This window comes from Polyangium fumosum, assembly GCF_005144585.1.
Lineage (GTDB): Bacteria > Myxococcota_A > Polyangia > Polyangiales > Polyangiaceae > Polyangium > Polyangium fumosum.
Window position 1 is genome coordinate 1 of sequence record NZ_SSMQ01000083.1, and the last position, 24,188, is coordinate 24,188.

The window sequence follows — 24,188 nt, forward strand, 5'->3', positions numbered from 1 at the left end:
CACGCCCGCGCCGGCCTCGCCGCCCTGGCCGCCGACGCCGCCGCTGCCGCCGTTGCCGCCGACCCCCGCGCCGCCGTCGCCGCCGACGCCGCCGGTGGGGGTGTTGTCCGAAACGATGACGCAGCCGCTGGTGAAGGCCGCGACCGCGAGGGAAGTAAGAACAAAGGCAAACGTAGCGCGAGACTGCATGTTCCGAGTCCTCCGAAGTTGGGAGGCGCCGGGGGCCCGGGGGGCTCCGGCGCGGACGATTTCAAGACGTGACAGGGTAGTACGAGCAGGCCGACGGATCCTTCAAAACCGACCCGTGCTCCGTACGCCCGTTCAGCGATCGCGGCAGATCCGTTCAGCCGGATCCCTCACGGACGATGGAGCGCGCAGATTTTCTGCGGATCTGCCTTGCAAGCGTCGTGGGGCTTTGCTAGACACCGCGCTCCGTTTTCCTGGGAGCGATCGCCTATGGCGTTCGTCTCTCCCGAAGCCGTAACGGCGCTTCGGTCTCAGCTCGCTTCTTCGGCCGCCGTGGGACACCCCCCGGTGACGCGAAGAGGGATCCTCGTCGCGAGACGTCGGGCTGATGTTCCGGAACGTACGACGGCAGGGCTCGGTTCGACAGGCGCAAGCTTGTCGACCGGGTTGGCCAACGACCGGGCGCCCTGGGCCGAACCGGCCCCCTGTCTGCGAGGTTTCTCGGATGCTAAGCAAGGCCAGTGCGATGTTTTCGCGGATTTCTCCGCGAAAGGCGCGCATGATTGCGGACCTGGTCCGCGGACGCGATGCAGCGGATGCGATCCAGCTGCTCCAGTTCACGGAGAAGTCAGCCGCGCCGGTGATGAAGAAGATCATCGAGAGCGCGGTGGCGAACGCCCGCCAGGGTGGCGCCGACGTCGACGCTTTGTTCATCAGCAAGGCGACGGTCGACAAGGGCCCGAACAAGTTCAACCGCCGCTGGCGCCCCCGAGCGATGGGGCGCGCGACGAAAGTCGTGAAGGGCGTCTCTCACATCGTGATCGAGCTCAGCGAGCGCAAGTAAAGGAACACGGCTTCCATGGGACAGAAGACCCATCCGTACGGCTTCCGCGTCGGCGTCATCAAGACGTGGAGCAGCAAATGGTACGAGGACGGTAACGCGTACCAGAAGTGGCTCCACGAGGACATCCGCATCAAGCGGGCGATCAAGCAGTACCTCTACAACGCGAACATCGCGAGCGTGGAGATCGAGCGTGCCGCGAACCGGGCCAAGGTCATCGTCTACACGGCGCGTCCGGGGATGGTGATCGGCAAGGGCGGCAAGGGCATCGAGACGCTGAAGGGCGGCAACGTCGGCACCGCGACCAAGGGTGAGACGGTGTTCCCGGGCGTCGCCTCCTTCACGGACAACGAGGTCTTCATCGACGTCCAGGAGGTCCGGAAGGCGGAGACGAATGCGCAGCTTGTCGCGGAGAACATCGCGACGCAGCTCGAGCGTCGCATCGCGTTCCGCCGCGCCATGAAGAAGGCCGTGGCGACGGCGATGAAGTTCGGCGCGAAGGGCATCCGCGTTCGGTGCGCGGGCCGGCTCGGCGGCAGCGAGATGAGCCGGGTCGAGACGTACCGCGAGGGTCGGGTTCCGCTCCACACGCTGCGCGCCGACATCGAGTTCGGCCTCGCCGAGGCGAGGACGAAGGTCGGCATCATCGGCGTGAAGGTGTGGATCTTCAAGGGTGAGGTTCTCCAGCGCAAATCGCGCCGGATTCAGTAGGACAGACCGATGCTGTCTCCCAAGCGAACGAAGTTCCGCAAGATGCAGAAGGGCCGCATTCGCGGGGTTGCGACCACGGGAAGCGACGTGTCCTTCGGTGATTTCGGCCTGCAGGCACTCGAGCCCGCGCGCATCACGTCTCGCCAGATCGAGGCTGCGCGTATGGCGATTCAGCGTCACTGCAAGCGCGCGGGTAAGCTCTGGATCCGCATCTTCCCGGACCGACCGGTGACGAAGAAGCCGCTCGAGGTCCGCATGGGTGGCGGAAAGGGTGCGCCGGAAGAGTGGGCCGCGGCGGTGCGGCCTGGCCGCGTCATGTACGAGATCTCGGGCGTGCCCGAGGAGATGGCGCGTGAGGCGTTCCGCCTCGCCGGGCACAAGCTCCCGATGGCGTGCAAGTTCATCGCTCGCGGGATCGTGTGAGGTATTCGAGATGAAGGCGAAGGATCTGCGCGAACGCACGACGGAGCACCTGCAGGAGCTCGAGAAGAATCTCGGCCGTGAGGTGTTCGACGCCAAGTTCAAGAACTTCACGAACCGGCTGAACGACACCTCGGCGATCCGCAAGGCGCGCCGCGATCTCGCCCGGGTCAAGACGATCCTCCAGCAGCGTGCCAGCGAGCCGGCAGCGGCGGAAGGGAACAAGTAGAGCCATGGCAACGAACGAGGCGAACGCGACCGCCGCCGGACAGGCTCAGGCCGATACGACCGCGAAGCCGCACGGCTTCCGCCGCAAGCTCGTCGGGCGCGTGAAGAGCAACAAGCAGGACAAGACCGTCGTGGTCGAGGTCGTGCGCAACTCGCCGGATCCGGTCTACAAGAAGTACGTCCGGGCTCGCGAGCGCTACAAGGCGCACGACGAGAAGAACGAGTACAAGGTCGGTGACCGCGTGGAGATCCAGGAGCATCGCCCGATCTCGCGCGAGAAGCGCTGGATCGTGACGAAGCTCATTTCCCGCCCGGTGGAGGAGTAGCCATGATTCAGGTCACGACGCATCTCGAAGTGGCTGACAACTCCGGGGCTCGGGTCGTCAAGTGCATCAAGGTTCTCGGTGGCTCGCGTCGTAAGTACGCGGGGCTCGGCGATGTGATCGTCGTGTCCATCAAGGAAGCCATGCCGGGCACCAAGGTGAAGAAGGGCGACACGGCGCGGGCGGTGGTGGTGCGCACGGCGCGTGAGTATCAGCGCTCGGATGGCACCTACATCAAGTTCGACACCAACAGCGCGGTGTTGATCAACAAGGAGAAGGAGCCGATCGGGACCCGTATCTTCGGGCCGGTGGCTCGCGAGCTCCGCGCGAAGAAGTTCATGAAGATCATCTCGCTCGCGCCGGAGGTGCTCTGATGCGACGGCTCCGAGTCGGTGACCTCGTGCAGGTCATCAGCGGAAAAGACAAGGGCAAGCAGGGTCGCGTGACGAAGGTCCTCGCGGAGGACGACAAGGTCGTCGTCGAGGGGATCAACGTGGTGACGCGGCACCAGCGCCCGACGCCGCGCAACCAGCAAGGCGGCAAGATCACGAAGGAGGCACCGCTTCATGCCTCCAAGGTGATGCCGGTGGATCCGACGACGGGCAAGCCCACGCGGGTGAAGTCTACGATCGTCGATGGCAAGAAGCAGCGCACCGCGAAGAGCGGCGCCGTGATCGCGGCAGGCTGAGCCATGGCGGACAAGAAGGAAGAAAAGGGCAAGGGCAAGGGCGAAAAGCCCAAGGACGCCAAGCCGGCGGCTGCGAAGCCGCAGGCGGCTGCGGCCGGCAAGAGTGGCAAGGAGGCCGGGAAGGGCGGCAAGGGCAAGGGCGAGGTGAAGGCCACGCCGCAAGCCGAAGTCGCTGACGTTCCGCGCGATCCGAGCTACGCGCCGCGCCTGCGCGCGAAGTACCGTGAGGCCGTCGGGCCCGCGCTTTCGAAGCGCTTCGGGTACAAGAACCCGATGATGGTGCCGCGCCTCGAGAAGGTCGTGATCAACATGGGCCTCGGCGCTGCCGTCGGGAACCCGAAGATCATCGACTCCGCTGTCGAGGACATGCGGGCGATCTCGGGCCAGAAGCCGGTCGTGACGCGCGCTCGCAAGTCGATCGCGACGTTCAAGCTCCGCGAGAACCTCCCGATCGGCGTGATGGTGACGCTGCGCGGAGAGCGGATGTGGGAGTTCGTCGATCGCTTGATCAGCTTCTCCCTGCCGCGCGTGCGTGACTTCAAGGGCGTGAGCCCGAAGGGCTTCGACGGCAAGGGCAATTTCACGATGGGTCTGCGCGAGCAGATCATCTTCCCCGAGGTCGACTACGACAAGGTCGACGTCGTGAAGGGAATGAACATCTCGTTCGTGACGACCGCGCGCACCGACGAGGAGGGACGAGCCCTTCTCACGGAGCTTGGGATCCCGTTCAGGCATTGAGGAACGTTCGATGGCCCGTGCAAAAGAATTCGCCAAGCTGAACCGGCCGCCCAAGTTCGCCGTGCGGCACCGGAATCGTTGCAAGGTGTGCGGCCGTTCGCGGGCTTATTACCGCGACTTCGAGCTCTGCCGCATCTGTCTTCGTACGTTCGCGCTCCGAGGCGAGCTGCCGGGCGTGATCAAGGCGAGCTGGTGATGCCATGATGACCGATCCTGTCGCCGACATGCTGACCCGGATCCGGAACGCCGCGCTCGCGCGGCACGATCGGACCGAGGTTCCTGCAAGCAAAATGAAGCAGGCCGTTGCCGAGATCCTCAAGTCCGAGGGGTATATCGCGGACGTGCGGCCGAGCGATGGCAACCCTGCGAAGCTCACGATCGTGCTGAAGTACGGGCGTGATCGCTCGAGCGCGCTCGACGGAGTCCGTCGGGTGAGCCGTCCGGGGCGACGCGTGTACGTCAAGCACGACCGCATCCCCCGCGTGCTCTCCGGGCTCGGGATCTCGATCCTGAGCACTTCGCACGGCCTGATGAGCGACCGCGACGCCCGCAAAAACAAGCTCGGAGGCGAGCTCATCTGCGAGGTGTGGTGATGCAGACGGCTACGACGCAAAATGGCGAGGCCTCCAAGACCTCGCGCGTCGGCAAGCGACCGGTGGACGTCCCCAAGGGTGTCACCGTGTCGATGCAGGGACGCAAGGTCGAGATCAAGGGCGCCAAGGGCCAGCTCGCTCGCGAGCTGCCCTCGACGGTCGACGTGAAGGTCGAGGGTACGAAGCTGCACGTGACCTCGACGGCCCCCGGGCGTGATGGCTCGCGGCTGCAGGGGCTCGTGCGGGCGCTGCTCGCCAGCATGGTGAAGGGCGCGGCCGACGGCTACGAGCGTGTGCTCGAGCTGAAGGGCACCGGTTACCGTGTCGACCTGAAGGGCACGACGCTCACGTTCGCGCTCGGGTATTCGCACCCGGTCGTGTTCAACGTGCCGAAGGGCCTCACGGCGACGATCCCGGCGGATTCGAAGGGCACGGTCCTCGTTCTGGCGGGCGCCGACAAGGAGCTCATCGGGCAGACGGCCGCGACGATCCGCGGCTTCCGCCCGCCGGAGCCCTACGGTGGCAAAGGCGTTCGTTATCGTGGCGAGCGCGTTCGCGAGAAGGCCGGCAAGGCTGGCGGTAAGGGCGGCAAGAAGTAACCGAGCGGGGCGACCTCGTGTCGCCCCTACAGGTACGGGGTTACGACCATGGCTATGAAGATCGTCGGACGGGAGCGCCGTAAGCTCCGTATTCGCAAGAAGGTGAACGGCTCGCCCGCTCGCCCGCGCCTCACCGTCTTCCGCAGCGCGAAGCACATCTACGCGCAGGTGATCGACGACACGACGGGTCAGACCGTCGCGCACGCGTCGACGCTGTCGAAGGACCTGAAGGGCACGCTCGACAACGACAACAAGGTCGACGCGGCCAAGAAGGTCGGGGCGCTCATCGCCAAGATCTGCAAGTCGAAGAAGATCGACCGTGTCGTGTTCGATCGGAACGGCTACCTCTATCACGGGCGCGTGAGCGCCCTCGCTCAGGCCGCGCGGGAGGCGGGGCTCGAGTTCTAGCCCCGAAGGCGCCGAGCCCGCGGGGGCCTCGGGCAAGACGTCTCGGGCGATAGCGAAGACTTCACGGACGACGAAGAAGGCACGGTATGGCGTTCGATCAGGTCGACGAAGAAAAGCTCAAGGAGCGGGTGATCCACATCAACCGCGTCGCCAAGGTCGTGAAGGGCGGGCGGCGCTTCAGCTTCTCGGCGCTCGTCGTTGTGGGCGACGAGTCGGGACATGTGGGCGTCGGCCTGGGCAAGGCCAACGAGGTTCCGGAGGCGATCCGGAAGGGCAATGACCAGGCCCGCAAGAACATCTTCCGCATCCCGCTCGACGGGGCGACGATCCCGCACGACGCGTTCGGGCATGTCGGCGCGGGCAAGGTGCTCTTGAAGCCGGCGAGCCCTGGAACGGGCGTCATCGCGGGCGGCGCGGTGCGCGCGGTCGTCGAGTCCGCGGGCATCCACGACGTTCTCTCGAAGTCGCTCGGCACGAGCAACCCGCACAACGTCGTTCATGCGACGGTCGCGGCGCTCAAGGCGCTGAAGAGCGTGGAGCAGGTCGCGGGCCGGCGCTCGATGCAGGCGGACGACGTGGGTTGGCAGCGCAAGGGTGGCAGCGCGACGGGCGGCGCGACGAACCGCCGCCGTGCGAGCCAGATTCCCCCGGCACGCAATCCGCGTGAGGGGGGTGAAGGAGGTACGCCGTGAAGAGCCATCTCCGCGTGCGGCAGACGGGCAGCGTGACGAACCAGACGGAGCACACGCGCAAGGTTTTGCGGGGCCTCGGCCTCCGCAAGCCGGGCAATGAGGTGCTCGTGGCGAACACGCCCTCGTTCCGTGGCATGGTCAAGAAGGTGATCCACCTCGTTTCGGTCGAGGAAGTCGACGGCAACGGCGCGCAGGCGTCGAAGTAAGGAAGCGTAGCAGCATGGACATCCTCTCGAAGCTTCAGGCCCCGGAAGGCGCCAACAAGAAGGAGACCCGCGTCGGCCGCGGCGTGGGCTCCGGCCTCGGCAAGACCGCGGGCCGTGGCCAGAAGGGCCAGAAGGCCCGGTCGACGGGCAACATCGGCAAGAAGCACTTCCAGGGCGGCCAGACCCCGATCCAGCGTCGCCTCCCGAAGCGCGGCTTCCGGAACCCGCTCGCGGCGATCGTCGCGAACGTGAATGTCGGCGACCTCGAGATCTTCGAGGCTGGCGCGGACGTGAACCAGGATGCGCTGGAGGGTAAGCGCCTGCTCCAGGGTCGTTACGACCTCATCAAGGTGCTCGGCGACGGCGAGCTCACGAAGAAGCTCACCGTGACGGCGCACCGGTTCTCGAAGAGCGCCATCGCCAAGATCGAGGCGGCGGGCGGCAAGGCGATCGTGCTTGCACCCGGCAAGGCTTCGGCGCAAGCCTAACGTCCCTCCGGCTCGAGCCCCTCCAAGGCAGCACACCGACGTACCATGGCCACACTCGCGGGAATTGCGAACTTCCACAAGGTCCCGGAGCTCCGGCGCAGGGTGATCTTCACCCTCGTGATGCTGGCCGTGTACCGCATCGGGGTCTTCGTCACGGTCCCCGGCGTCGATCGCGCCGCCATGTCGAAGTACATGGCGAAGCAGTCGGGCGGGCTGCTGAATTTCTTCAACATGTTCTCCGGCGGCGCGCTGGAAAACTTCTCCCTCTTTGCGCTCGGGATCATGCCGTACATCTCGGCATCGATCATCATCCAGTTGATGGGCATGGTCTACAAGCCCATCGACGAGCTGCGCAAAGAGGGAGAGCAGGGGCGCCGCAAGATCGACCAGTACACGCGCTACGGCACGGTCGCGCTGTCGCTCTTCCAGGCGTACGGCAGCGCCAAGCTCGTCGAGGGCTGGTCGGCCTCGGACTCGGGGGCGGGCATCGTCACGCACCCGGGCCTCGGCTTCCAGCTCATGACGATGATCACGCTGACCACGGGGACGGCGTTCCTCATGTGGATCGGCGAGCAGATCACGGAGCGCGGGATCGGCAACGGCATCTCGCTCCTGATCTTCGCGGGTATCGTGACGGGCGTGCCGGGCTGGGTGGGTAGTTATCTCGCGACGAACGCGGGTAACATCCAGCCGCTCACGATCTCTGCGGTGGGTGCGTTCGTCGTGGCGGCGATCGCGGTGATCGCGTTCTTCGAGAACGGGCGCCGGCAGATCCCGATCGTGTACTCGCGTCGGCAGGTGGGGCGGCGCGTGTACGGCGCGCAGAACGCGCACCTGCCGCTCAAGGTGAACACGGCGGGCACGATCCCGCCGATCTTCGCCTCCTCGCTGCTCATGTTCCCCGCGACGCTGGCGAACATGAACGTGCCGGGCGCGGACAAGCTTCAGTCGATCATCAGCGGCGGCGGCTGGGTGTTCAACACCGGCTACGCGCTCTTGATCGTGTTCTTCTGCTACTTCTACACGAGCGTCACGTTCCAGCCGGTCGACGTGGCGGAGAACCTCAAGAAGCAGCAAGCGAACATCCCCGGGATCCGCCCTGGCAAACAGACAGCGGACTACATCCAGGGCGTGATGAACCGCATCACGTTTGGCGGGGCGATGTACGTCGCTGCCGTGTGTGTCTTGCCGTCGGTGGTCGGCGACCTCCTGCGCGTGCAGATCACGTTTGGCGGGACGTCCTTGATGATCGTCGTGGGTGTTGCGCTGGATACGGTCAACCAGATCGAGGCGCAGCTCATCACGCGCAGCTACGAAGGGCTCACCGGCCCTGGGGCGAGCCGCATTCGTGCGCGGCGCCTCCCCGAGGGATGAGAAGGGGGATCTTCGGATGATCGCGATCTTGGTTGGTCCGCCCGGCTCGGGCAAAGGCACGCAGGCGAAGGTGCTCTGCGGCAAGTTTGGGATCCCGCAGATCTCGACGGGGGACATGCTTCGTGCGGCCAAGGGGGCCGGCACGCTCGATCCTCGTTACCGCGCGATCATGGACGCGGGTGGCCTCGTTCCGGACGAGGCGATGATCGAGCTCATCGACAAGCGCATCGACGACGCGGACTGCAAGAAGGGCTTCTTGCTCGACGGTTTTCCGCGGACGGTGCCCCAGGCTGAGGCGCTCGAGCGTCTGCTTGCGGGTCGGGGCTTCACGATCGATGCTGTTTTGCAGCTTGATGTGGCGCGATCGCTCCTGGAGGAGCGCTTGATCCACCGTCGGACCGACAAAAGGTCTGGACAGATCTACCATCTCGTCTATAATCCGCCGCCCCCGGATGCCGAGCTAGAGCATCGGGCGGACGATCGGCAGGAGGCCGTCGGAAAGCGTCTCGATGCGTACGAGGCGATGACGGCGGCGCTCCTGCCCTACTACGAAGCAAAAGGTCTCCTCCGGCGTGTCGACGGTGTCGGCAAACCCGAGGAGGTCACGGCGAGGGTGCTAGGGGCCCTTGGCCGAGTGCAGTCGGAAGAGTCATGAGGCGATCGAACCAAAGCTCGAAACCCGCAAAAGAACCGAAGGGCGACAAGCTCGAGTTCGATGGTGTCGTTCAGGAAGCTCTTCCGAACGCGATGTTTCGGGTGAAGGCCGACAATGGTCTCGGCGTGCTCGCGACCATCAGCGGCCGGATGCGTCAGTACTACATCAAGATTTTGCCCGGCGATCGCGTTACGGTTGAGGTTTCGCCCTACGACCCGACGCGTGGCCGGATCACGTATCGTCACAAGTAGACCAAGCAGCCCAAGTAGCGGAGCGAGGACAGGGAACGGAGCCGCGACATGAAGGTGCGACCGAGCGTCAAGAAAATCTGCGACAAGTGCAAGGTGGTACGCCGTCGCGGCGTCGTGCGCGTGATCTGCGAGAACCCTCGCCACAAGCAGCGTCAGGGCTGAGCTGGAGCAACCATGGCACGTATTGCTGGCGTCGATCTCCCGCGTCGTAAGCATCTCGCGTATGCGCTTCCGTACCTCTATGGTATCGGACGTGCGCTCGCGAAGCAGATCTGCGCGAAAGCCAAGATCCCCGAGAACAAGAGGGTGGAGGAGCTGAGCGACGCAGAGGTCAGGACGATCCGCGAGATCCTCGACGCCGAGTACAAGGTGGAGGGTGATCTCCGTCGTGAGGTTCAGCTCAACATCAAGCGGCTGATGGATCTCGGCTGCTACCGCGGTCTTCGGCATCGCCGTGGTCTGCCGGTGAATGGCCAGCGCACGCACACGAATGCGCGTACACGCAAGGGCCCCCGCAAGGGCATGCTGCAGCGTCGCCCGGCGACGAAGGCGTGACGGGACGTTAGGAAGAGGACGCTATGGCGAGTCCGAAGACGGCGGCCACCAAGGCCAAGCAGAAGAAGAAGGTCAAGAAGAACATCGCGGCTGGGATTGCGCACATCCAGTCGACGTTCAACAACACGGTCGTGACGATCACGGACATCAACGGCAATGCCGTGGCGTGGTCGTCGGCCGGTGCGCGCGGGTTCAAGGGGTCGCGCAAGTCGACGCCCTTCGCTGCGCAGCTCGCTGCCGAAGAGGCGGCGCGGCGGGCGCAGGAGCACGGAATGCGGTCGGTGGCCGTATTCGTGAAGGGCCCTGGCGCCGGGCGCGAGAGCGCGCTCCGTGCGTTGCAGACGGCCGGCTTCAAGGTGACGTTGATCCGTGACGTCACGCCCATTCCGCACAATGGTTGCCGGCCGCCCAAGCGGCGCCGGGTCTGAGGCAGCGCGCGCGGGAGTCCGCTCGAGGTTACGAACATGGCTCGCTACGTTGGTCCTGTCTGCAAGCTCTGCCGCCGCGAAGGCATGAAGCTCTACCTCAAGGGTGAGCGCTGCTATTCGGAGAAATGCGCCTACACGCGGCGTCCTTACCCGCCTGGCCAGCATGGTCAGGGTCGTATCAAGCTCAGCGAGTACGCCGTCCGGCTCCGCGAGAAGCAAAAGGTGCGTCGCATCTATGGCGTTCTCGAGAGCCAGTTCCACGGCTACTTCCAGGAGGCGAGCCGTCGCAAGGGCCGCACGGGTGAAGAGATGCTGGCGCTCCTCGAGCGTCGCCTCGACAACGTCGTGCACCGGCTCGGTTATGCGGCGTCGCGCTCCGAGGCGCGTCAGCTCGTGCGCCACGGTCACGTGAAGGTGAACGGCAAGCGCCTCGACATCCCGAGCTTCGTGGTTCGGGTGGGCGATCGCGTGGACCTCACCGAGGGCGCGAAGAAGTTCAAGTTCGTGGCGGCCGCCGTGGCCGGCGCGGACAAGCGCCCGATCGCCTCGTGGCTCGATGCCGACCGTGGAGCGTTCTCGGGCTCGGTCAAGTCGACCCCGGTGCGCGAGGACCTCAACGAGCCGGAGATCCGCGAGCAGCTCGTCGTCGAGTATTACTCGCGCTGATTTCCGTTCGCAGGTCGGTGGTTTTGCGGTGAATGTTTCGGAAAGCTGATCGGGGGCGTGCGATGGAGCGCGGCCCCGATCGCTTTTTGATTGCAGGAAAAAAGCGCCAACCGGCGCGACGCGGGCAGGAGACGGCTTCCGCGCACCGAGTGCGGTGACGGCAGCGAGATCTCCGCGCGAACCCCTCGAAGAAAGAGGACGCTGATGACGATGCAAACCAGCGGAAGCATGACGATGATCGCGCGAAATTGGCGCGATCTGATCCGGCCGAAGGGCATCTCGATCGACACCGAGTCGTCGAACAACTTCTACGCGAAGTTCACCTGCGAGCCTCTCGAGCGCGGCTTCGGGATCACGATCGGCAACTCGCTCCGTCGCGTGCTCCTCTCGTCGCTGCAGGGCGCGGCGATCACTGCCGTCCGTATCGAGGGGGCGCTGCACGAGTTCACCACGGTGCCCGACGTCGTCGAGGACGTCAGCGACATCATCCTCAACCTCAAGGAGGTCGTCTTCAAGGCGGCCGCCGCGCGTACCTACACGGTCCGCGTCGACAAAGAGGGCCCGGGGCCGGTGTACGCGCGCGATATCCAGCTCGTCGACGGGCTCAGCGTGCTGAACCCCGACCACCTCATCGCGGTGCTCGACAAGAAGGGCCCGCTCGCGATGGAGCTGACGGTGAACGTCGGCCGCGGCTACGTGCCCGCGGAGCGCAACAAGACGCCGACGATGGCGATCGGAACGATCCCCATCGACGCGCTGTTCTCGCCCATCCGCAAGGTCAACTACACGATCCAGAACGCGCGCGTCGGTCAGGTGACCGATTACGACAAGCTGACGCTCGAGGTCTGGACGAACGGTTCGGTGCTGCCCCAGGACGCGGTTGCGTTCGCTGCGAAGATCCTGAAGGAGCAGCTCTCGATCTGGGTCAACTTCGAGGAGTCGGAGGAGACGAGCTACCAGACGGTGCCGGGCGACGAGGAGCCGCTGAACGAGAACCTCTTCCGTTCGGTCGAGGAGCTCGAGCTCAGCGTGCGCAGCGCCAACTGCCTCCAGAACGCGAACATCACCCTGATCGGCGAGCTCGTGCAGCGGACCGAGCAGGACATGCTCAAGACCAAGAACTTCGGTCGGAAGTCCCTGAAGGAGATCAAAGAGATCCTCGCGAACATGGGACTTTCGCTCGGTATGAAGATCGACAACTGGCCGCAGCTGCTCGAGCGCTGGAAGGCGCAGCAGGCGCAAGCCTAGAGGGTGCGATATGCGTCATAAGAAGGCGGGGAGGCAGTTTGGTCGGGACACGTCGAGCAGGCGCGCGATGCTGCGCAACTTGACGGCGAACCTGATCACCCACGAGCGCATCGAGACGACGGACGCGAAGGCCAAGGAGCTCCGTCGCGTCGCGGAGCGGCTCATCAGCAAGGCCATGCGCCTCGGCAAGGTCGCCTATACCGCGCAGAGCGAGCTGTCGGCGGCCGACAAGGCGCGCCGGCTCCACGCCGAGCGCCTCGTCGCGGCCTACGTGCCGCGCTTCGGCGTGAAGGCTGACGGCACCAAGGTCGACGTCGTCGAGAAGGTGATGCTCGACCTCTCGAAGCGCTTCGAGGGCCGGCCCGGTGGTTACACGCGCATCATCAAGCTCGGCAATCGCCGCGGCGACAATGCGCCGATGGTCTACATCGAGTTCATCGATGCTGCCGCGGTGACCGACAAGCAGGCTCCCGAGGAGCCGGCTGCGGCGGTGACGGCCGAGCCCACGTCGGCCGCGTCGGCTTCGTCCGAGTCCGCCTCGACGGCGAGCTCCGGCGAGACCGCGTCGAACGAGTAAAGCGCTCCCACGAAAGCCCGTGGACGACGGATCGGGTGACCGATCGCCGCCGTTCACGGGTTTGCAAGGGAAACACGAACACGGGTACCGAAAGGTGTCCGTGTTTTCGTTTGTCTGGAGCGCGTGCTCCGCGGCCCCCTCAATCCGCGCCGGCGACGGGCGCAGGCGCATCCGGCGCGGGCGGTCCAGGCGGTCCGGGCGGATTGCCTCCCGCCGGCGGCCCTTCCGCATCGCGACCCGCGTCGGGCTTGCGCCTCGCCAGGAAGATCATCGCGATCAGCGCGACGAGCCCCACGCCGCCCGCCGCCACGTAGCGATGCAGCGAGCTCTTTTGTGGCTCGATGCGCTCCTGCTCCAGCGACGCGAGCGCCTGCTTTGCGCGCTCGTTGCTCGGGTCGAGCTCGATCGCCTTCGTCAGCGGGAACTTGTCCGGCGTGCCTCGCGCGATGAGCGTCACGCCTTCGAGGTACGCGATCTCTGCCTCGACCTTGCGCGCGCCCTCGCCCTTCGGGTCGAGCCGCAGCGCCTTGCGGAGCATCTCCAGCGCGGCCGCTGGTTCCTTCTCTTCGAGCGTCTTCGCGTGCGCCACGTACGCCGGCGCCATCTCCTTGCGACGCTCGAACACCGGCGAGCGCGCGAGCACCTTGTCGAACGCGCTCGTCGCCTCGACCCAGCGGCTTGCGGCCGCGTGCGCGGCGCCCTCGTCCATCAGCTTGTAGACCTCGGCGAGCCGCGCGCGGTCGTACATGCCGAAGAGCTCCCGCGCGATGCGGTCCCACGTGAACTCGCGGGGGGCCTTGTTGCCCGTCTGGTTCAGGTAGGCGTCGCGGAGCTGCCAGATGCCGGGCTCGCCGATCGCCGAAATGGCCTCGCGCGCGGCCTCGCGGAGCTGGATCCGGTCGCTGTTGCTGAACGAAAGGATCACGCGGACGGCGTCGACGTCGCGCGTGCGACCGTAAGCGCGCAGGATGTCGGCGAGGGCCTGCGGATCCGTCACGCCGACGGCCTCGCCGGGGATGGCGCGGCCGAGCAGATCGAGCTGCTTGCTCGCGAAACGCTGGACGATCTTGGCGTCGTGCTGACGGCCCTCGATGAGCGCGGGCACGGCGCGGTCGCGCAGCTTTGCGATCTGCCGCTGCAGATCGACGCGCAAGAACTCGCCGAAGTACGAGTACATCTGCAGGAGCTCGCGCGTCGCGGCCGTCGTGCCTGCGGCCGTCAGCATCCGCTCCATCGCGAGCAGGCGGACGAGATCCCGCCACGTATCGTTTTTCGGCTTGGGCGAGGCCAGGACAAACTCGAGCCAGTCCCCCTCGTCCTCCGCGTCCTTGTCCTTGTCGTCCTTGCTCTTCTTGGGCGCCTTCGTGTCCTTGCTGGCCTTCTCGTCCTTGCCAGCCTTCTCGTCCTTGCCAGTGCCCGCTTTGTCCTTCTCCTTGCCCGCCTTCTCCGCCTTTTCCTTGTCGCGCAGCGACTTGCGCCCGGCTTTGCGCGCGTCGTCGAGCAGGCCTTGCGCCTCCTTGCGGTCGAGCCCGGCGCGCAGCTCCTGCACGCGCGCGCGCACCGCGGGCACGACCGAGGGCGTCACCTCTGCGACGGCCGTACGTGCCGTCTCCTTCGCCCGCGCGTCGCCCGTCGTGAGGCGCTCGAGCACGCGGTCGAGCTCCTGCAACGCCGCGGCGTCGGGCTCTTGCAGCACGATCGGCTGGAGCTTGGGCAGATCTGGCAGAGAAGCGGGCGCGGCCGGCGCGGCGGCGGCCGACGACGAGGGTTGCGTAATCTCGCCCGCGGCGTGCACGTGCAGCGGCACGAGCGCGAGCGCAGAGACCAGAACGAACGACGAAGCGAGCTTCGAGACGTGATTCACGGTGCCCCCGAGAACGACGGGCGAGCGCGCGCCCCTTCCAGGGCGGATCACTCGACGATGCGGAAGTCCGAAAAATCGCCTTGGAATCCGCGCCAACGAACATCGACGCGCTCGACGCGCGCCGCGCTGGGTCCCTTCTGGGCCCAGGCGATGAGCTCTTTCAGGCCGTCTTCTTCGCCCTCGGCGAGGATTTCGACGCCTCCGTCCGCGCGGTTTTTGACCCAGCCACAGAGGCCGAGGCGCTTGGCTTCGCGCTGCGTCGAGGCCCGGAAGTAGACGCCCTGGACGCGTCCTGTCACGTGCAGATGCACTTGTTTCAGCCCCATCGGACCGCTCGATTCCTAGCCGCACGCAAGGGCCGAGGCAACCTCGTCGGCCCGCGGCGCGGACACGGCGCTGGAACGATCCGCCCCCGAAGGAGCGAACCTGTGAGGCAACACGGCCGATTGACAGGGCAGCATCGCTTGATAGAGTCCCCGCCCGCCGAGCCACACGCCCGGCCGCGCCCCTTCGCTGGGGACACCTCGTCACAGTCCGAAAACCCGCCCTTCCCAGGGGCGGGCATCCACGAGAGCCGGCCCAAGGGCCGACTCGAAGCTCGACCTTCCTACAACCCTACCGACCTCGGGGAACGCGCCGTCGACCGGCCGACGCCCCGCCGTGGAGTTTTCGATCGATGCACCTGCGTGAACTGAAGCAGAAATCGATGGCCGATCTGGTGCAGATGGCCAAGGGCCTCAACATCGAAGGAGCCGCGGGCCTGCGCAAGCAGGAGCTCATCTTTGCGCTCCTCCAGGCCCTGGCCGCGCAAGACCAGCCTGTCTACGGCGAGGGCGTGCTCGAGTGCCTGCCCGACGGTTTCGGCTTCCTGCGGGCGCCCGACTACAACTACCTGCCGGGTCCGGACGACATCTACGTCTCCCCGTCGCAGATCCGGCGCTTCAACCTGCGCACGGGCGACGCGGTGAGCGGCCCCATCCGGCCCCCGAAGGAGCGCGAGGCGTACTTCGCCTTGCTCAAGGTCGACAAGATCAACGGCGTCTCGCCCGAGGTCGCGCGCGACAAGATCCTCTTCGACAACCTCACGCCCCTCTACCCGCAGCAGAAGTTCAACATCGAGAACGGCACGAAGGGCTTCTCGACGCGCATCATCGACATGCTCTGCCCGATCGGGAAGGGCCAGCGCTGTCTGATCGTCTCGCCGCCCCGCGCCGGCAAGACGGTGCTCCTCCAGAACATCGCCAACGCGATCAGCACGAACCATCCGGACACCACGCTCATCGTGCTGCTCATCGACGAGCGGCCCGAAGAGGTCACGGACATGCAGCGCAACATCAAGGGCGAGGTGATCAGCTCGACCTTCGATGAGCCGGCGACGCGCCACGTGCAGGTCGCGGAGATGGTCATCGAGAAGGCCAAGCGCCTCGTCGAGCAGAAGCACGACGTGGTCATCCTTCTCGACTCGATCACGCGCCTCGCCCGCGCTTACAACACCGTCGTCCCCCCGAGCGGCAAGATCCTCTCCGGCGGCGTCGACTCGAACGCCCTCCACAAGCCGAAGCGCTTCTTCGGCGCGGCCCGCTCCATCGAGGAGGGCGGCTCGCTCACGATCATCGCGACCGCGCTCGTCGACACGGGCTCGCGTATGGACGAGGTGATCTTCGAGGAGTTCAAGGGCACGGGCAACAGCGAGATCCACCTCGACCGCAAGCTCATGGAGAAGCGGATCTTCCCCTGCCTCGACATCAACAAGAGCGCGACGCGCAAGGAAGAACTGCTCCTGCCCGAGTGGATCCTCCAGCGCGTGTGGCTGCTCCGCGGGCTCCTGCACCCCCTCAACGTCATCGACTCGATGGAATTCCTGCTCGACAAGGTGAGCCGCACCGAGACGAACCAGGAGTTCCTCGAATCGATGAATCAGTAACCGCTTGGGGGCTCCGCTTCGCTGCGCGACGCTGTGCCCCCAAACCCCCGGGACCACGGGGGGCCTCCTCGTGCCCCCTCCCCTCCCCCATCCACCCTCCCCTTCCCTGCCCGACCCTCGGGCAAACCGCTCGATCCATCGCGAATTTACGGGAGCGCTGTAGTGGCGGCCGGAGGCGTGTTAGCGTCGTATGGTGACCGGTAAGGCGGACCGCCTGCGAGAGCTCACGGCCCGAGTCGAAGAACTTGAGGCCAGCCTCGAACGCTCGGAGAAGACCGTCCGCGCCCTGCGCGACGTGGGGCTCGCGCTCGGCTCCACGCTCGACCTCGACCAGCTCCTCGAGCTCATCCTCGGCAAGATCACGGAGCTGCTCGAAGCCGACCGGGCCACGCTCTACCTGCTCGACGAGCAGCGAAAGATGCTGCTCTCGCGGGTGATCCTCGGCGGCGAGGTGCGCTCGATCGAGCTGCCCGTGGGCGAAGGCATCGCCGGCCACGTCGCCAAGCACGGCAAAATCGCCCGCGTGAAGGACGCGTACAGGGACAAACGCTTCCAGCGCACGTGGGACGAGCTCACGGGCTACCGGACGCGCTCGATCCTCGCCGCGCCCATGCGCAACCACGTCGGCCGCACGATTGGCGTCGTGCAGGTCTTGAACAAGCACGGCGGCAAGGGCGAGTTCTCGCAGCACGACGAAGAGCTGCTCTCGGCGCTCGCCACGCAGGCGGCCATCTCCATCGACAACTCGCGCCTGTTCCTCTCGGTCATCCAGAAGAACATGCAGCTCGTCGAGACGAAGGAGCAGCTCGAGCACCGCGTCGCCGACTTGAAGCTGCTCTTCGAACTCGAAACGGCGATGAGCGGGGCCTCCTCGCTCGAAGAGCTGAGCCGCGCCGTCATCGCTGAGGCCTCGAAGGCGTGCGAGGCGCGCGCCGGCGGCCTGCTCGTCGATGAAGGCGAGGCCGGCGTGTTCCTGTACTTCGTCGACGCGTCGGCGCCCGGCGTCTCGGTGCGCGACGTCGACGTCAAGCGCCTGCCCGTCAAGCGCGGCGAGGGCCTGCTCGGCTGGGCCATGACGCACAACGAGTCGGTCCACCTCGGCCCGAAGGATCCTCCCATCGGTCCGATCGCTGAGGCCGCGCTCGCGCACATGCATCCCTCGCTCGATCTGGACATCGAGAGCGCGATCGTCGTGCCGCTCGAAGGCGAAGAGGACACCTCGCTCGGCGCGCTCGGCCTCTACAACGCGAAGAACGCGCTCGGCTTCACGCAGGACGATCGCTCGCTCCTCCGGCTCGTGTCGGCGAACGCGTCGACCGCGGTGCGCCTCTTCCGCTCGCGCACCGAGCGCGAGAAGAGCGAACGGCTCACGGCGATCGGGCGGCTGCTCTCCGGCGTCATGCACGACATGCGCACGCCGCTCACGGTGATCAGCGGCTACGTGCAGCTCATGGCGACCGCGAGCGAGCCCTCGGTGCGCGGCGAGCACGCGCGGCTCATCCTCAAGCAGTTCGACGCCATCAGCGCGATGCAGCGCGAGCTGCTCGAGTTCGCGCGCGGCGAGCGCAGCATCCTCGTGCGCAAGGTCTACCTGACGAAGTTCTTCGGCGACCTGGAGAAGCAGCTCCAGCTCGACCTCGCGGGCAACCGCGTCACGATCGTGATGGAACTCGACGACCGCGGCACTGCGCGCTTCGACGAGACGAAGATAACGCGCGTCGTGCACAACCTCGTGCGCAACGCGGTCGAGGCGATGGAGCCGCACGGCGGCGGCAAGGTCGTGCTGCGCGCGCTCCGGCAAGGCGCGGACTTCGTGCTGAGCGTGTCGGACACGGGGCGCGGCATCCCGCCCGAGATCCGCGAGCGGCTGTTCCACTCGTTCGTGACGAGCGGCAAACGCGGCGGCACGGGCCTCGGCCTCGCCATCGTGAAGAAGATCGTCGACGAGCACGGGGGCGCGATCGAGGTGGAGTCGTCCGAGCGCGGAACGACGTTCACGATCCGGATCCCGCAAGAGACGCCGATGATGGCGACGATCGCGCCGCCGGCCCCGGCCGCGCCGCCGCAAGCTCCGCCGCCGGCGTCCGGCGCGCGTGGCGACGAGGCGACGGGACTGCCGCTCGTGCATTCGCCGAACGCCACGCCGGCCTCCGCCGCGTCGACGGCGCGCTCGCCGCAAGCGCCGGCCGCCGACGAGACCGACGCGAGCCGATCGACCAAGACGTCACGAGCGAGCCAGCCCGGCGACGACGCGCCGCCGAGCCGACGCAGCGGCCGCACGAGCAACCCCGGTCAGCCGGCGGGACGAACCGGATAGAGCCGTAGGATCTGCGGATCCCTTGCGCTCATCGTCCCGGGGGAAGACACTCCGGACGTGCTCCGTCTGCCCATCGTCGCCACGCACAAACGCGCACTGGAGACGTGCGTGTACTGCCCGAAGCTCTGCCGCGCCGCGTGCCCCGTCTCGAACGCGGAGGCGAGCGAGACGGTGACGCCCTGGGGCAAGATGAGCCTCACGTACTTCGCGGGCCGCGGCGACGTGCCGGTCGAGGCAGAGCACACCGCGCCGGCGTGGGCCTGCACGGGCTGCCACGCGTGCCGCGAGAAGTGCGACCACCGGAACGAGCCCGCGACAGTGCTCGTCGAGTCGCGCGCGGACTTCTTTGCGCGCGGGGCCGCGCCAAAAGGCGCCGTCGACGTCGTCACGCGGGCGCAAGAGCGCGCGCACGAGACGGCCGCGGCGCTCGACGCGATCGAGGCCGAAGCGCCTCCGCGCGGGCCTGTCGCGGCCGGCGTGCTCGTCGGCTGCTCCTACGCACGCAAACACCCTTCCGTGGCGAAGGACGCGCTCATGGCCGCGGCGAAGCTCGTCGGCGGCCCGGTGCGCGCGATTCGAAGCTGCTGCGGCCTCCCCTCGCTCCACGCGGGCGACCGGGAAGGCTTCCGTGTGGCGGCCGAGCGCCTCGCCGCTGAGGTCTCCGAGGTCCCGCGCCTCGTCGTCGTGGACCCGGGCTGCGCGCGCGCCACGCGGGTCGAGCACGCGCGCGTGGGGGTCACCCTGCCCCGCGAGCCCGAGCTCTTGCTCGACCTCGCGCACGCCGCGCAGGACCGCCTGCGCGTACTGCCCGAGCTCGAAGGCACGACCGTGCGGTGGCATTCGCCGTGTCAGCTCGGGCGTGGGCTCGGCCGGTACGACGAGCCGCGCGCCCTGCTCGCGAAGATGAGCGGCAAGGAGCCCGCGACGTTCCAGCGCGACCGCGAGCACGGCGAGTGCAGCGGCGCGGGCGGGCTCTTGCCCGTAACACGACCGCGCACGAGCGAGGCCATCGCGGACGCGCGCATCGCGGAGCACAAGGCGCGCGGCGGCGGCCTGCTCGTGACCGCGTGCGCGTCGAGCCTGCGGCGCTTCCGGAGCCGCGGCGAAGAGGCCGAGGACCTCGTCAGCCTGCTCGCGCGGGCGCTCGCACCCTGACGCCCGCGCGCGCATGACGACCCCGAAGGTTCCTCGCCGCAGGCGGACCGTCTCGAGCAGGCTCCTCGCGAGCTATGTCCTCGTGCTCGCCGCCTTCGCGCTCACCGTGACCTGGAGCTTCCGCGCGCTCCGCGACACGTCCCAAGGCGCGGAGCTCTTGCGCAGCGGCTACGCGCCGCTCCTGCTCCGCGTGGGCGAGGCGCTCGCCGCGCAGAACGTCTTCAACGCGCAGCTCAACCACATCACCGCGGCGAAAAACCCCGGCGACGTGCGCGAGTGGATCGAGACCGCGCGCCGCACGCGCCCGCTCACGTTCGCGCACGTGCGCGAGGCCGCGGAGAAAGGGCTCGTCGACGAAGACCCCTCCGTCGCGAAGTTCCAGGAGGAGATCGTCCGCGAGGCCGCGGCCATCGAAAAGCTCCTCGGCGCGGACCCCGAGCGCTTCGGGCAGCTCTTCCAGGCGCTCGCGGTGAGCGACCGCGAGGCCGCGGAGCGGGCGCGGGACGAGCTGCTCAAGCGCGAGGCCGAGGGCGCGCAGCGCCTCCGCGCCATCAAGCTGCGCGTCGAGGAGCGGATGGAGAGCCTCACGGCCGAGGCAAAGCGGCGCGAGGCCCGCTCGATCCAGCTCCTCGTCGGCCTCTTCGTGCTCACGCTCCTCGTCGGCGTGGTCATCTCGCTCTACGCGCGCCGCGTCCTCGCGCCGCTCACGGCCGTCACCGAGCGCGCGAAGGCCGTCGCGCGCGGTGACCTCACGCCGCGCGAGGTCATGGCCACGAACGACGAGATCGGCGAACTCGCGACGACGTTCGAGGGCATGGTCGCCGCCATCCAGCGCGCCCGCAGCGAGCTCGTGAACGCCGAGCGCCTCGCCGCCATCGGCAAGATGGCCGCGCACGTCACGCACGAGATTCGCAACCCGCTCTCGTCGATCGGGCTGAACCTCGAGCTGCTCGAAGAGGAGGTCGCCTCGTCGGACAACAAGGAGGCCTCGCAGCTCGTCGTCGCCATCAAGGCCGAGGTCGAGCGTCTCTCGCGTATCGCCGAGCAGTACCTCAGCATCTCGCGCAGGCCTCGCCCGCGGCTCGAACGCGAGCGTGTCGAGGACCTCGCGCGCGAGCTCGTCGCCTTCGTGCGGCCCGAGCTCGACCGCGGCGGCGTGGCGAGCCGCGTCGACGCCGACGACGATCTGCCCGACGCGCGCCTCGACGAATCGCAGTTCCGTCAGGCGCTCCTGAACCTCGTGCGCAACGCGCGCGAGGCCATGGCGAAAGGCGGCGAGCTCGTCGTCTCGATCCACAAGACCGAGGACGGCGGCATCGACCTCGCGGTCGACGACACGGGCTCGGGCGTACCCGAGGAGCTACGCGCGTCGATCTTCGATCCCTTCTTCACCACGAAGCAACGCGGCACGGGCCTCGGCCTCGCGGTCACGCGTGACATCGTGGAGGCGCACGGCGGCACGATCCGCTGCCTCGGCCGCGAGGCCGGCGGCACGCGGTTTCTGATTCACCTACCCGCCGCGGGCGTATCGACGCCGGATCAGACCGAAGCGCTGTCGTACTCGTCGGAGAACAACCGGTAGGAATCGGCGTTCGTCACGGCCTTCGCCGGGGCCTCGACCGCGACCGCGAGGCACTTGCGCGGGCCGTAGAGGACCTGGCCGCTCGCGTTTTTCTCGTCGTTCGTGGCGCACACCGCGTGCGACAGCTCGTGGACGATCACGCCGGCCCCGCTCATCTTCGTCACGTCGGTCGGGTGGGAGACGTCCTGGCAACTCGTGAAGAACGCTCCACCGAGGAGGATGTGCGTGCGGTCGCGCTCGGCCCCGCCGTTCGGCCAACCGGGGATGAAACAGCCGTAGTTGTTCGGGTCCTCGCGCAGCTTGACGTGGATGTTGTGGTAGGAGGAGCCCGGCTGATCATCCAGCTTGTTGCTGACGCCCGCGCCTCGGTAATACAGCTTGAGAGGGCGCGTCGTGACATCGCGGAACATCATCTCGACGTTCCTTCGTACCGCGTCGTAGCGCGTCGCTTCCATCGGGCCAAACCACTTCTCGAAGCGCGCTCGCTCCTTGGCGTCGGCCTTCGCCGCGTTGATGCCCTGGTACATGTCGCCGAGGATCCGCTTGGCCTTCGTGACGGCTGCTTCCGCGCGCCGCGCTGCGTCCGCGGGGCCGTAGTTGAACGACTCGGCGATCTGCACCGTGCCTGCGGGCGGCGTCGCGGCGACGGCCTGGGCCAATCCGACGACGAGGCCTCGGAGCTGCGCTTCCGTCAGCGAGTCGGCGATCTGCTTGCACGTCGCCATCTGCACGTCCGTCTTCTTCCCGACGACGCGCTCCGCGAGCAGGTAGATCCGCTCGACGTGCCGGCGCTGCGCGCCGCCGATGTGAAGCCCTCCGATCGACAACGCCTTGCTGAGGCTCGCGCGCGCGGGTCCGGCTGCGAACTGCGTCATCAGCGCGTTCTGGATCGCGTCCTTCAGCCCACGCCCCTCCGCAGGAAAGAGCACCATGATCTGCTTCATGGTCTCGTTGATGCGGACATCGTCGTCTTTGGACATGACAAGCCCTCCTATGAGGCTTGTCAGATTACCTGATCCTCAAGGCAACGCGCCGCTGCCCCACGGAACGAGCACCAAAAATACGAACGCGACGAGCACGAGCATCAGGATGCTCGTCACGAGGTACGTCGAGCGCGGCGAGCGCGACGTGCTCCATCCATCGCCGTAGAATTTTCCTCGCGAACGCGTGCGCAGCTTCTTCTGCACGCCTCCGAGCAGGCTCGGCGCCACCGAGCCCGGCGGCGGACGCAGCGCGCGTCGCAAGAGCTCGCGCACCTCGACCTCGTCGAGCGGCGCTTCGTCCTCGTCCTCGTCGTGCTTCTTCGCGCCGCGCGTCTCGTCCTTCGCCTCGGCCTTCTCTTCGGCTTCGAGCCAGCGCTCTGCTTCGGCCGCGAGGCGCTCGGCCTCCTCGTCGCTGACGTCGCCCTCCGCGCCGAGCTGATCCTCATCCCGATCGTCGGCCGGCGCGTCCGCCTCTGGCTTTCGCTTCGCGTCGCCGCTCATGCCTTCTTCTCGCTCCTCAGCTTGTCGCCGAGCGCCTTTTCGACCAGGGCGCGAAGCTGCGCGCGGGCGCGGAAAATGCGGCTCTTCACCGTGCCTTCCGGCAAGCCCGTCACCTCCGCGATCTCGTCGTAGGACATGTCCTCCACGTCGCGCAGGATCAACACCTCACGGAAGTCCGCGTCGACTTGCTCGATCGCGCGCTTCACGATGCGCTCGAGCTGCATCCCCTCCAGAATCTCGTCCGGGCGGTTGATCGCCCCGCTCACCGTGACGCCCTTGCCCGCGTCGCCGTCCACGCGATCGGCGATCTCGTGGACGTCCTCTTGCTCGCCCACCTTGCGCCGCGAGAGGTACTTCGCCTTGTTCTTGCAGAGGTTCACGGCGATCCGGAAGATCCACGTGGAGAGCTTCGACTCTCCGCGGAACTGATCGATCGCCTTGAAGACCTGGACGAAGACCTCTTGCGCGAGGTCCTCGGCCTCCTCGCGTCGCCCGATCATCCGGAACACGAGCGCGAACACGCGCCGCTCGTACGCGACGACGAGTTCGTTGAAGGCCGCCTCGTCCCGCGCCACGAGACGCGCGACGAACCTGGCCTCCTCGGTCTCGTCGTCGCTCGTCACGCCCGGCTGCTCCCTCGGCAGCTACCGTAAACGCCCTCGCACGCGCAGCGCTAGAGTCTGTCTCGCGTGCCCGTCGTCTTCGCGGTCCGGACGGGCCCGGCGGCCCGCCTGCGTGCCCCCCGCGGACCTGGTTCCGGCGCATGGATTCGAACCATGATTAGGGGATTCAAAGTCCCCCGTCCTGCCCTTAGACGACGCCGGAGTGAGCCCCGGGCGTGCCCGGAGCGTCAGAGGGGCGGGACGATAGCGCGACTCTTTGCGCTTCGCACGCGCCGCGAAGGTGGTCGCTACGGTCTCCGGGAGGGTTGCTCCCGTCTCCAGGGAGGGTCGTTCCCCCCTCCGGGGAGGGTCGTTACCCTCTCCA

General features: G+C 67.2%; 34 protein-coding genes and 1 tRNA gene. 28 read left to right on the forward strand and 7 right to left on the reverse strand.

Annotation, left to right across the window (positions count from 1 at the left end; translation table 11 throughout):
• Window positions 1–189 (reverse strand): hypothetical protein (locus E8A74_RS53435; RefSeq protein ID WP_211365605.1); only part of this gene is annotated, 189 nt, incomplete at its 3' end.
• Between the two features lie 502 nt (window positions 190–691).
• On the opposite strand from E8A74_RS53435, the gene rplV reads away from it, so the two are divergent.
• The 24 genes from rplV to rplQ all read left to right on the forward strand — a co-directional run bounded on the left by rplV (window position 692) and on the right by rplQ (window position 12,875).
• Entirely contained in the window at window positions 692–1,030 is a 339-nt protein-coding gene (gene rplV, locus E8A74_RS44535) for a 50S ribosomal protein L22 (RefSeq protein WP_136935250.1), read from the forward strand.
• A 15-nt stretch (window positions 1,031–1,045) separates the two neighbouring features.
• A complete protein-coding gene (gene rpsC / locus E8A74_RS44540) occupies window positions 1,046–1,738 on the forward strand; it encodes a 30S ribosomal protein S3 (RefSeq protein WP_136935251.1) in 693 nt (230 codons plus the stop codon).
• Between the two features lie 9 nt (window positions 1,739–1,747).
• On the forward strand, window positions 1,748–2,161 hold the full coding sequence (gene rplP, locus E8A74_RS44545) for a 50S ribosomal protein L16 (RefSeq protein ID WP_136935252.1): 414 nt from the start codon (window positions 1,748–1,750) through the stop codon (window positions 2,159–2,161).
• 10 nt (window positions 2,162–2,171) lie between these two features.
• A complete protein-coding gene (rpmC, locus tag E8A74_RS44550) occupies window positions 2,172–2,387 on the forward strand; it encodes a 50S ribosomal protein L29 (protein WP_136935253.1) in 216 nt (71 codons plus the stop codon).
• Window positions 2,388–2,391: 4 nt separating this feature from the next.
• The gene (gene rpsQ, locus E8A74_RS44555) at window positions 2,392–2,712 is read left to right on the forward strand and encodes a 30S ribosomal protein S17 (protein ID WP_136935254.1); all 321 of its coding nucleotides are present in this window, start codon (window positions 2,392–2,394) and stop codon (window positions 2,710–2,712) included.
• 2 nt (window positions 2,713–2,714) lie between these two features.
• The gene (rplN, locus tag E8A74_RS44560) at window positions 2,715–3,083 is read left to right on the forward strand and encodes a 50S ribosomal protein L14 (RefSeq protein ID WP_136935255.1); all 369 of its coding nucleotides are present in this window, start codon (window positions 2,715–2,717) and stop codon (window positions 3,081–3,083) included.
• Entirely contained in the window at window positions 3,083–3,397 is a 315-nt protein-coding gene (gene rplX, locus E8A74_RS44565; protein WP_136935256.1) for a 50S ribosomal protein L24, read from the forward strand. Before rplN ends, rplX begins: the two co-directional genes overlap by 1 nt.
• Window positions 3,398–3,541: 144 nt before the next feature.
• Window positions 3,542–4,135: a 50S ribosomal protein L5 gene (gene rplE, locus E8A74_RS44570; RefSeq protein ID WP_136935301.1), complete on the forward strand. Its 594-nt coding sequence runs from the start codon at window positions 3,542–3,544 to the stop codon at window positions 4,133–4,135.
• Window positions 4,136–4,145: 10 nt separating this feature from the next.
• A complete protein-coding gene (locus E8A74_RS44575; protein ID WP_136935257.1) occupies window positions 4,146–4,331 on the forward strand; it encodes a type Z 30S ribosomal protein S14 in 186 nt (61 codons plus the stop codon).
• A 4-nt stretch (window positions 4,332–4,335) separates the two neighbouring features.
• Window positions 4,336–4,728: a 30S ribosomal protein S8 gene (rpsH, locus tag E8A74_RS44580; RefSeq protein WP_136935258.1), complete on the forward strand. Its 393-nt coding sequence runs from the start codon at window positions 4,336–4,338 to the stop codon at window positions 4,726–4,728.
• Window positions 4,728–5,327 (forward strand): 50S ribosomal protein L6, encoded by a 600-nt coding sequence (gene rplF / locus E8A74_RS44585; RefSeq protein WP_136935259.1) that lies wholly within the window; start codon window positions 4,728–4,730, stop codon window positions 5,325–5,327. Before rpsH ends, rplF begins: the two co-directional genes overlap by 1 nt.
• Window positions 5,328–5,375: 48 nt before the next feature.
• Entirely contained in the window at window positions 5,376–5,735 is a 360-nt protein-coding gene (rplR, locus tag E8A74_RS44590) for a 50S ribosomal protein L18 (RefSeq protein ID WP_136935260.1), read from the forward strand.
• Between the two features lie 86 nt (window positions 5,736–5,821).
• Entirely contained in the window at window positions 5,822–6,427 is a 606-nt protein-coding gene (rpsE, locus tag E8A74_RS44595; protein WP_136935261.1) for a 30S ribosomal protein S5, read from the forward strand.
• Entirely contained in the window at window positions 6,424–6,633 is a 210-nt protein-coding gene (gene rpmD / locus E8A74_RS44600) for a 50S ribosomal protein L30 (RefSeq protein ID WP_136935262.1), read from the forward strand. The genes rpsE and rpmD overlap by 4 nt, the downstream gene beginning before the upstream one ends.
• A 14-nt stretch (window positions 6,634–6,647) precedes the next feature.
• Window positions 6,648–7,121, forward strand: coding sequence for a 50S ribosomal protein L15 (gene rplO, locus E8A74_RS44605; protein ID WP_136935263.1), 474 nt, complete (start codon window positions 6,648–6,650; stop codon window positions 7,119–7,121).
• A 45-nt stretch (window positions 7,122–7,166) separates the two neighbouring features.
• A complete protein-coding gene (gene secY / locus E8A74_RS44610) occupies window positions 7,167–8,495 on the forward strand; it encodes a preprotein translocase subunit SecY (RefSeq protein WP_136935264.1) in 1,329 nt (442 codons plus the stop codon).
• Between the two features lie 16 nt (window positions 8,496–8,511).
• Window positions 8,512–9,150, forward strand: a complete 639-nt coding sequence (locus E8A74_RS44615) for an adenylate kinase (RefSeq protein WP_136935265.1) — start codon at window positions 8,512–8,514, stop codon at window positions 9,148–9,150.
• Window positions 9,147–9,401 carry a translation initiation factor IF-1 gene (infA, locus tag E8A74_RS44620; RefSeq protein ID WP_136921418.1) on the forward strand — a complete coding sequence of 85 codons (255 nt, stop codon included), beginning with the start codon at window positions 9,147–9,149 and terminating at the stop codon, window positions 9,399–9,401. The genes E8A74_RS44615 and infA overlap by 4 nt, the downstream gene beginning before the upstream one ends.
• Before the next feature lie 48 nt (window positions 9,402–9,449).
• A complete protein-coding gene (rpmJ, locus tag E8A74_RS44625) occupies window positions 9,450–9,563 on the forward strand; it encodes a 50S ribosomal protein L36 (protein ID WP_136935266.1) in 114 nt (37 codons plus the stop codon).
• Between the two features lie 12 nt (window positions 9,564–9,575).
• Entirely contained in the window at window positions 9,576–9,956 is a 381-nt protein-coding gene (rpsM, locus tag E8A74_RS44630; RefSeq protein WP_136935267.1) for a 30S ribosomal protein S13, read from the forward strand.
• 23 nt (window positions 9,957–9,979) lie between these two features.
• Entirely contained in the window at window positions 9,980–10,384 is a 405-nt protein-coding gene (gene rpsK, locus E8A74_RS44635) for a 30S ribosomal protein S11 (RefSeq protein ID WP_136935268.1), read from the forward strand.
• Window positions 10,385–10,420: 36 nt separating this feature from the next.
• Complete coding sequence (gene rpsD / locus E8A74_RS44640; RefSeq protein ID WP_136935269.1) at window positions 10,421–11,050, forward strand: 30S ribosomal protein S4; 630 nt, start codon at window positions 10,421–10,423, stop codon at window positions 11,048–11,050.
• A 210-nt stretch (window positions 11,051–11,260) separates the two neighbouring features.
• Window positions 11,261–12,298, forward strand: a complete 1,038-nt coding sequence (locus E8A74_RS44645; RefSeq protein WP_373372440.1) for a DNA-directed RNA polymerase subunit alpha — start codon at window positions 11,261–11,263, stop codon at window positions 12,296–12,298.
• Between the two features lie 10 nt (window positions 12,299–12,308).
• On the forward strand, window positions 12,309–12,875 hold the full coding sequence (rplQ, locus tag E8A74_RS44650; RefSeq protein WP_136935271.1) for a 50S ribosomal protein L17: 567 nt from the start codon (window positions 12,309–12,311) through the stop codon (window positions 12,873–12,875).
• Window positions 12,876–13,014: 139 nt separating this feature from the next.
• On the opposite strand, the gene E8A74_RS53440 is transcribed toward rplQ, so the two are convergent.
• Window positions 13,015–14,739, reverse strand: a complete 1,725-nt coding sequence (locus E8A74_RS53440) for a tetratricopeptide repeat protein (RefSeq protein ID WP_170229860.1) — start codon at window positions 14,737–14,739, stop codon at window positions 13,015–13,017.
• Window positions 14,740–14,786: 47 nt separating this feature from the next.
• Window positions 14,787–15,065, reverse strand: coding sequence for an acylphosphatase (locus E8A74_RS44660; RefSeq protein ID WP_136935273.1), 279 nt, complete (start codon window positions 15,063–15,065; stop codon window positions 14,787–14,789).
• Window positions 15,066–15,415: 350 nt separating this feature from the next.
• Between E8A74_RS44660 and rho the strand changes: the two genes are divergently transcribed.
• The 4 genes from rho (at window position 15,416) to E8A74_RS44680 (ending at window position 21,717) form a co-directional block, all read left to right on the forward strand.
• Window positions 15,416–16,663: a transcription termination factor Rho gene (gene rho / locus E8A74_RS44665; protein WP_136935274.1), complete on the forward strand. Its 1,248-nt coding sequence runs from the start codon at window positions 15,416–15,418 to the stop codon at window positions 16,661–16,663.
• A 190-nt stretch (window positions 16,664–16,853) separates the two neighbouring features.
• Window positions 16,854–18,980: a GAF domain-containing protein gene (locus E8A74_RS44670; RefSeq protein WP_232380023.1), complete on the forward strand. Its 2,127-nt coding sequence runs from the start codon at window positions 16,854–16,856 to the stop codon at window positions 18,978–18,980.
• A gap of 57 nt (window positions 18,981–19,037) precedes the next feature.
• Complete coding sequence (locus E8A74_RS44675; RefSeq protein WP_136935275.1) at window positions 19,038–20,135, forward strand: (Fe-S)-binding protein; 1,098 nt, start codon at window positions 19,038–19,040, stop codon at window positions 20,133–20,135.
• A gap of 13 nt (window positions 20,136–20,148) precedes the next feature.
• Window positions 20,149–21,717, forward strand: coding sequence for a sensor histidine kinase (locus E8A74_RS44680; RefSeq protein WP_136935276.1), 1,569 nt, complete (start codon window positions 20,149–20,151; stop codon window positions 21,715–21,717).
• Here the strand turns inward: E8A74_RS44680 and E8A74_RS44685 are convergent.
• From E8A74_RS44685 to E8A74_RS44700, 4 genes are all read right to left on the reverse strand, one after another.
• Entirely contained in the window at window positions 21,675–22,697 is a 1,023-nt protein-coding gene (locus tag E8A74_RS44685) for a M35 family metallo-endopeptidase (protein ID WP_136935277.1), read from the reverse strand. The genes E8A74_RS44680 and E8A74_RS44685 overlap by 43 nt on opposite strands.
• Window positions 22,698–22,736: 39 nt before the next feature.
• The gene (locus E8A74_RS54360) at window positions 22,737–23,201 is read right to left on the reverse strand and encodes a hypothetical protein (RefSeq protein WP_211365606.1); all 465 of its coding nucleotides are present in this window, start codon (window positions 23,199–23,201) and stop codon (window positions 22,737–22,739) included.
• Entirely contained in the window at window positions 23,198–23,824 is a 627-nt protein-coding gene (locus tag E8A74_RS44695) for a sigma-70 family RNA polymerase sigma factor (RefSeq protein WP_136935278.1), read from the reverse strand. Before E8A74_RS44695 ends, E8A74_RS54360 begins: the two co-directional genes overlap by 4 nt.
• Before the next feature lie 128 nt (window positions 23,825–23,952).
• Window positions 23,953–24,026: transfer RNA gene (locus E8A74_RS44700), tRNA-Gln, on the reverse strand.
• Between the last annotated feature and the right edge of the window lie 162 nt (window positions 24,027–24,188).

Bases quoted from the DNA above. Each gene is read 5' to 3' on its own strand.
- infA (WP_136921418.1), top strand. From the start codon at position 9,147: ATGAGGCGATCGAACCAAAGCTCGAAACCCGCAAAAGAACCGAAGGGC.
- E8A74_RS54360 (WP_211365606.1), bottom strand. From the start codon at position 23,201: ATGAGCGGCGACGCGAAGCGAAAGCCAGAGGCGGACGCGCCGGCCGAC.
- E8A74_RS44680 (WP_136935276.1), top strand. From the start codon at position 20,149: ATGACGACCCCGAAGGTTCCTCGCCGCAGGCGGACCGTCTCGAGCAGG.
- rpsH (WP_136935258.1), top strand. From the start codon at position 4,336: ATGATGACCGATCCTGTCGCCGACATGCTGACCCGGATCCGGAACGCC.
- rplV (WP_136935250.1), top strand. From the start codon at position 692: ATGCTAAGCAAGGCCAGTGCGATGTTTTCGCGGATTTCTCCGCGAAAG.
- E8A74_RS44670 (WP_232380023.1), top strand. From the start codon at position 16,854: ATGGTGACCGGTAAGGCGGACCGCCTGCGAGAGCTCACGGCCCGAGTC.
- rho (WP_136935274.1), top strand. From the start codon at position 15,416: ATGCACCTGCGTGAACTGAAGCAGAAATCGATGGCCGATCTGGTGCAG.
- rplO (WP_136935263.1), top strand. From the start codon at position 6,648: ATGGACATCCTCTCGAAGCTTCAGGCCCCGGAAGGCGCCAACAAGAAG.
- E8A74_RS44645 (WP_373372440.1), top strand. From the start codon at position 11,261: ATGCAAACCAGCGGAAGCATGACGATGATCGCGCGAAATTGGCGCGAT.
- rpsD (WP_136935269.1), top strand. From the start codon at position 10,421: ATGGCTCGCTACGTTGGTCCTGTCTGCAAGCTCTGCCGCCGCGAAGGC.
- E8A74_RS44660 (WP_136935273.1), bottom strand. From the start codon at position 15,065: ATGGGGCTGAAACAAGTGCATCTGCACGTGACAGGACGCGTCCAGGGC.
- E8A74_RS44615 (WP_136935265.1), top strand. From the start codon at position 8,512: ATGATCGCGATCTTGGTTGGTCCGCCCGGCTCGGGCAAAGGCACGCAG.
- rpmC (WP_136935253.1), top strand. From the start codon at position 2,172: ATGAAGGCGAAGGATCTGCGCGAACGCACGACGGAGCACCTGCAGGAG.
- rplF (WP_136935259.1), top strand. From the start codon at position 4,728: ATGCAGACGGCTACGACGCAAAATGGCGAGGCCTCCAAGACCTCGCGC.
- rpsK (WP_136935268.1), top strand. From the start codon at position 9,980: ATGGCGAGTCCGAAGACGGCGGCCACCAAGGCCAAGCAGAAGAAGAAG.
- rpmJ (WP_136935266.1), top strand. From the start codon at position 9,450: ATGAAGGTGCGACCGAGCGTCAAGAAAATCTGCGACAAGTGCAAGGTG.
- rpsQ (WP_136935254.1), top strand. From the start codon at position 2,392: ATGGCAACGAACGAGGCGAACGCGACCGCCGCCGGACAGGCTCAGGCC.
- rplR (WP_136935260.1), top strand. From the start codon at position 5,376: ATGGCTATGAAGATCGTCGGACGGGAGCGCCGTAAGCTCCGTATTCGC.
- rplN (WP_136935255.1), top strand. From the start codon at position 2,715: ATGATTCAGGTCACGACGCATCTCGAAGTGGCTGACAACTCCGGGGCT.
- rpsE (WP_136935261.1), top strand. From the start codon at position 5,822: ATGGCGTTCGATCAGGTCGACGAAGAAAAGCTCAAGGAGCGGGTGATC.
- rplP (WP_136935252.1), top strand. From the start codon at position 1,748: ATGCTGTCTCCCAAGCGAACGAAGTTCCGCAAGATGCAGAAGGGCCGC.
- rpsC (WP_136935251.1), top strand. From the start codon at position 1,046: ATGGGACAGAAGACCCATCCGTACGGCTTCCGCGTCGGCGTCATCAAG.
- E8A74_RS44575 (WP_136935257.1), top strand. From the start codon at position 4,146: ATGGCCCGTGCAAAAGAATTCGCCAAGCTGAACCGGCCGCCCAAGTTC.
- rplX (WP_136935256.1), top strand. From the start codon at position 3,083: ATGCGACGGCTCCGAGTCGGTGACCTCGTGCAGGTCATCAGCGGAAAA.
- E8A74_RS44685 (WP_136935277.1), bottom strand. From the start codon at position 22,697: ATGTCCAAAGACGACGATGTCCGCATCAACGAGACCATGAAGCAGATC.
- rpsM (WP_136935267.1), top strand. From the start codon at position 9,576: ATGGCACGTATTGCTGGCGTCGATCTCCCGCGTCGTAAGCATCTCGCG.
- secY (WP_136935264.1), top strand. From the start codon at position 7,167: ATGGCCACACTCGCGGGAATTGCGAACTTCCACAAGGTCCCGGAGCTC.
- rplQ (WP_136935271.1), top strand. From the start codon at position 12,309: ATGCGTCATAAGAAGGCGGGGAGGCAGTTTGGTCGGGACACGTCGAGC.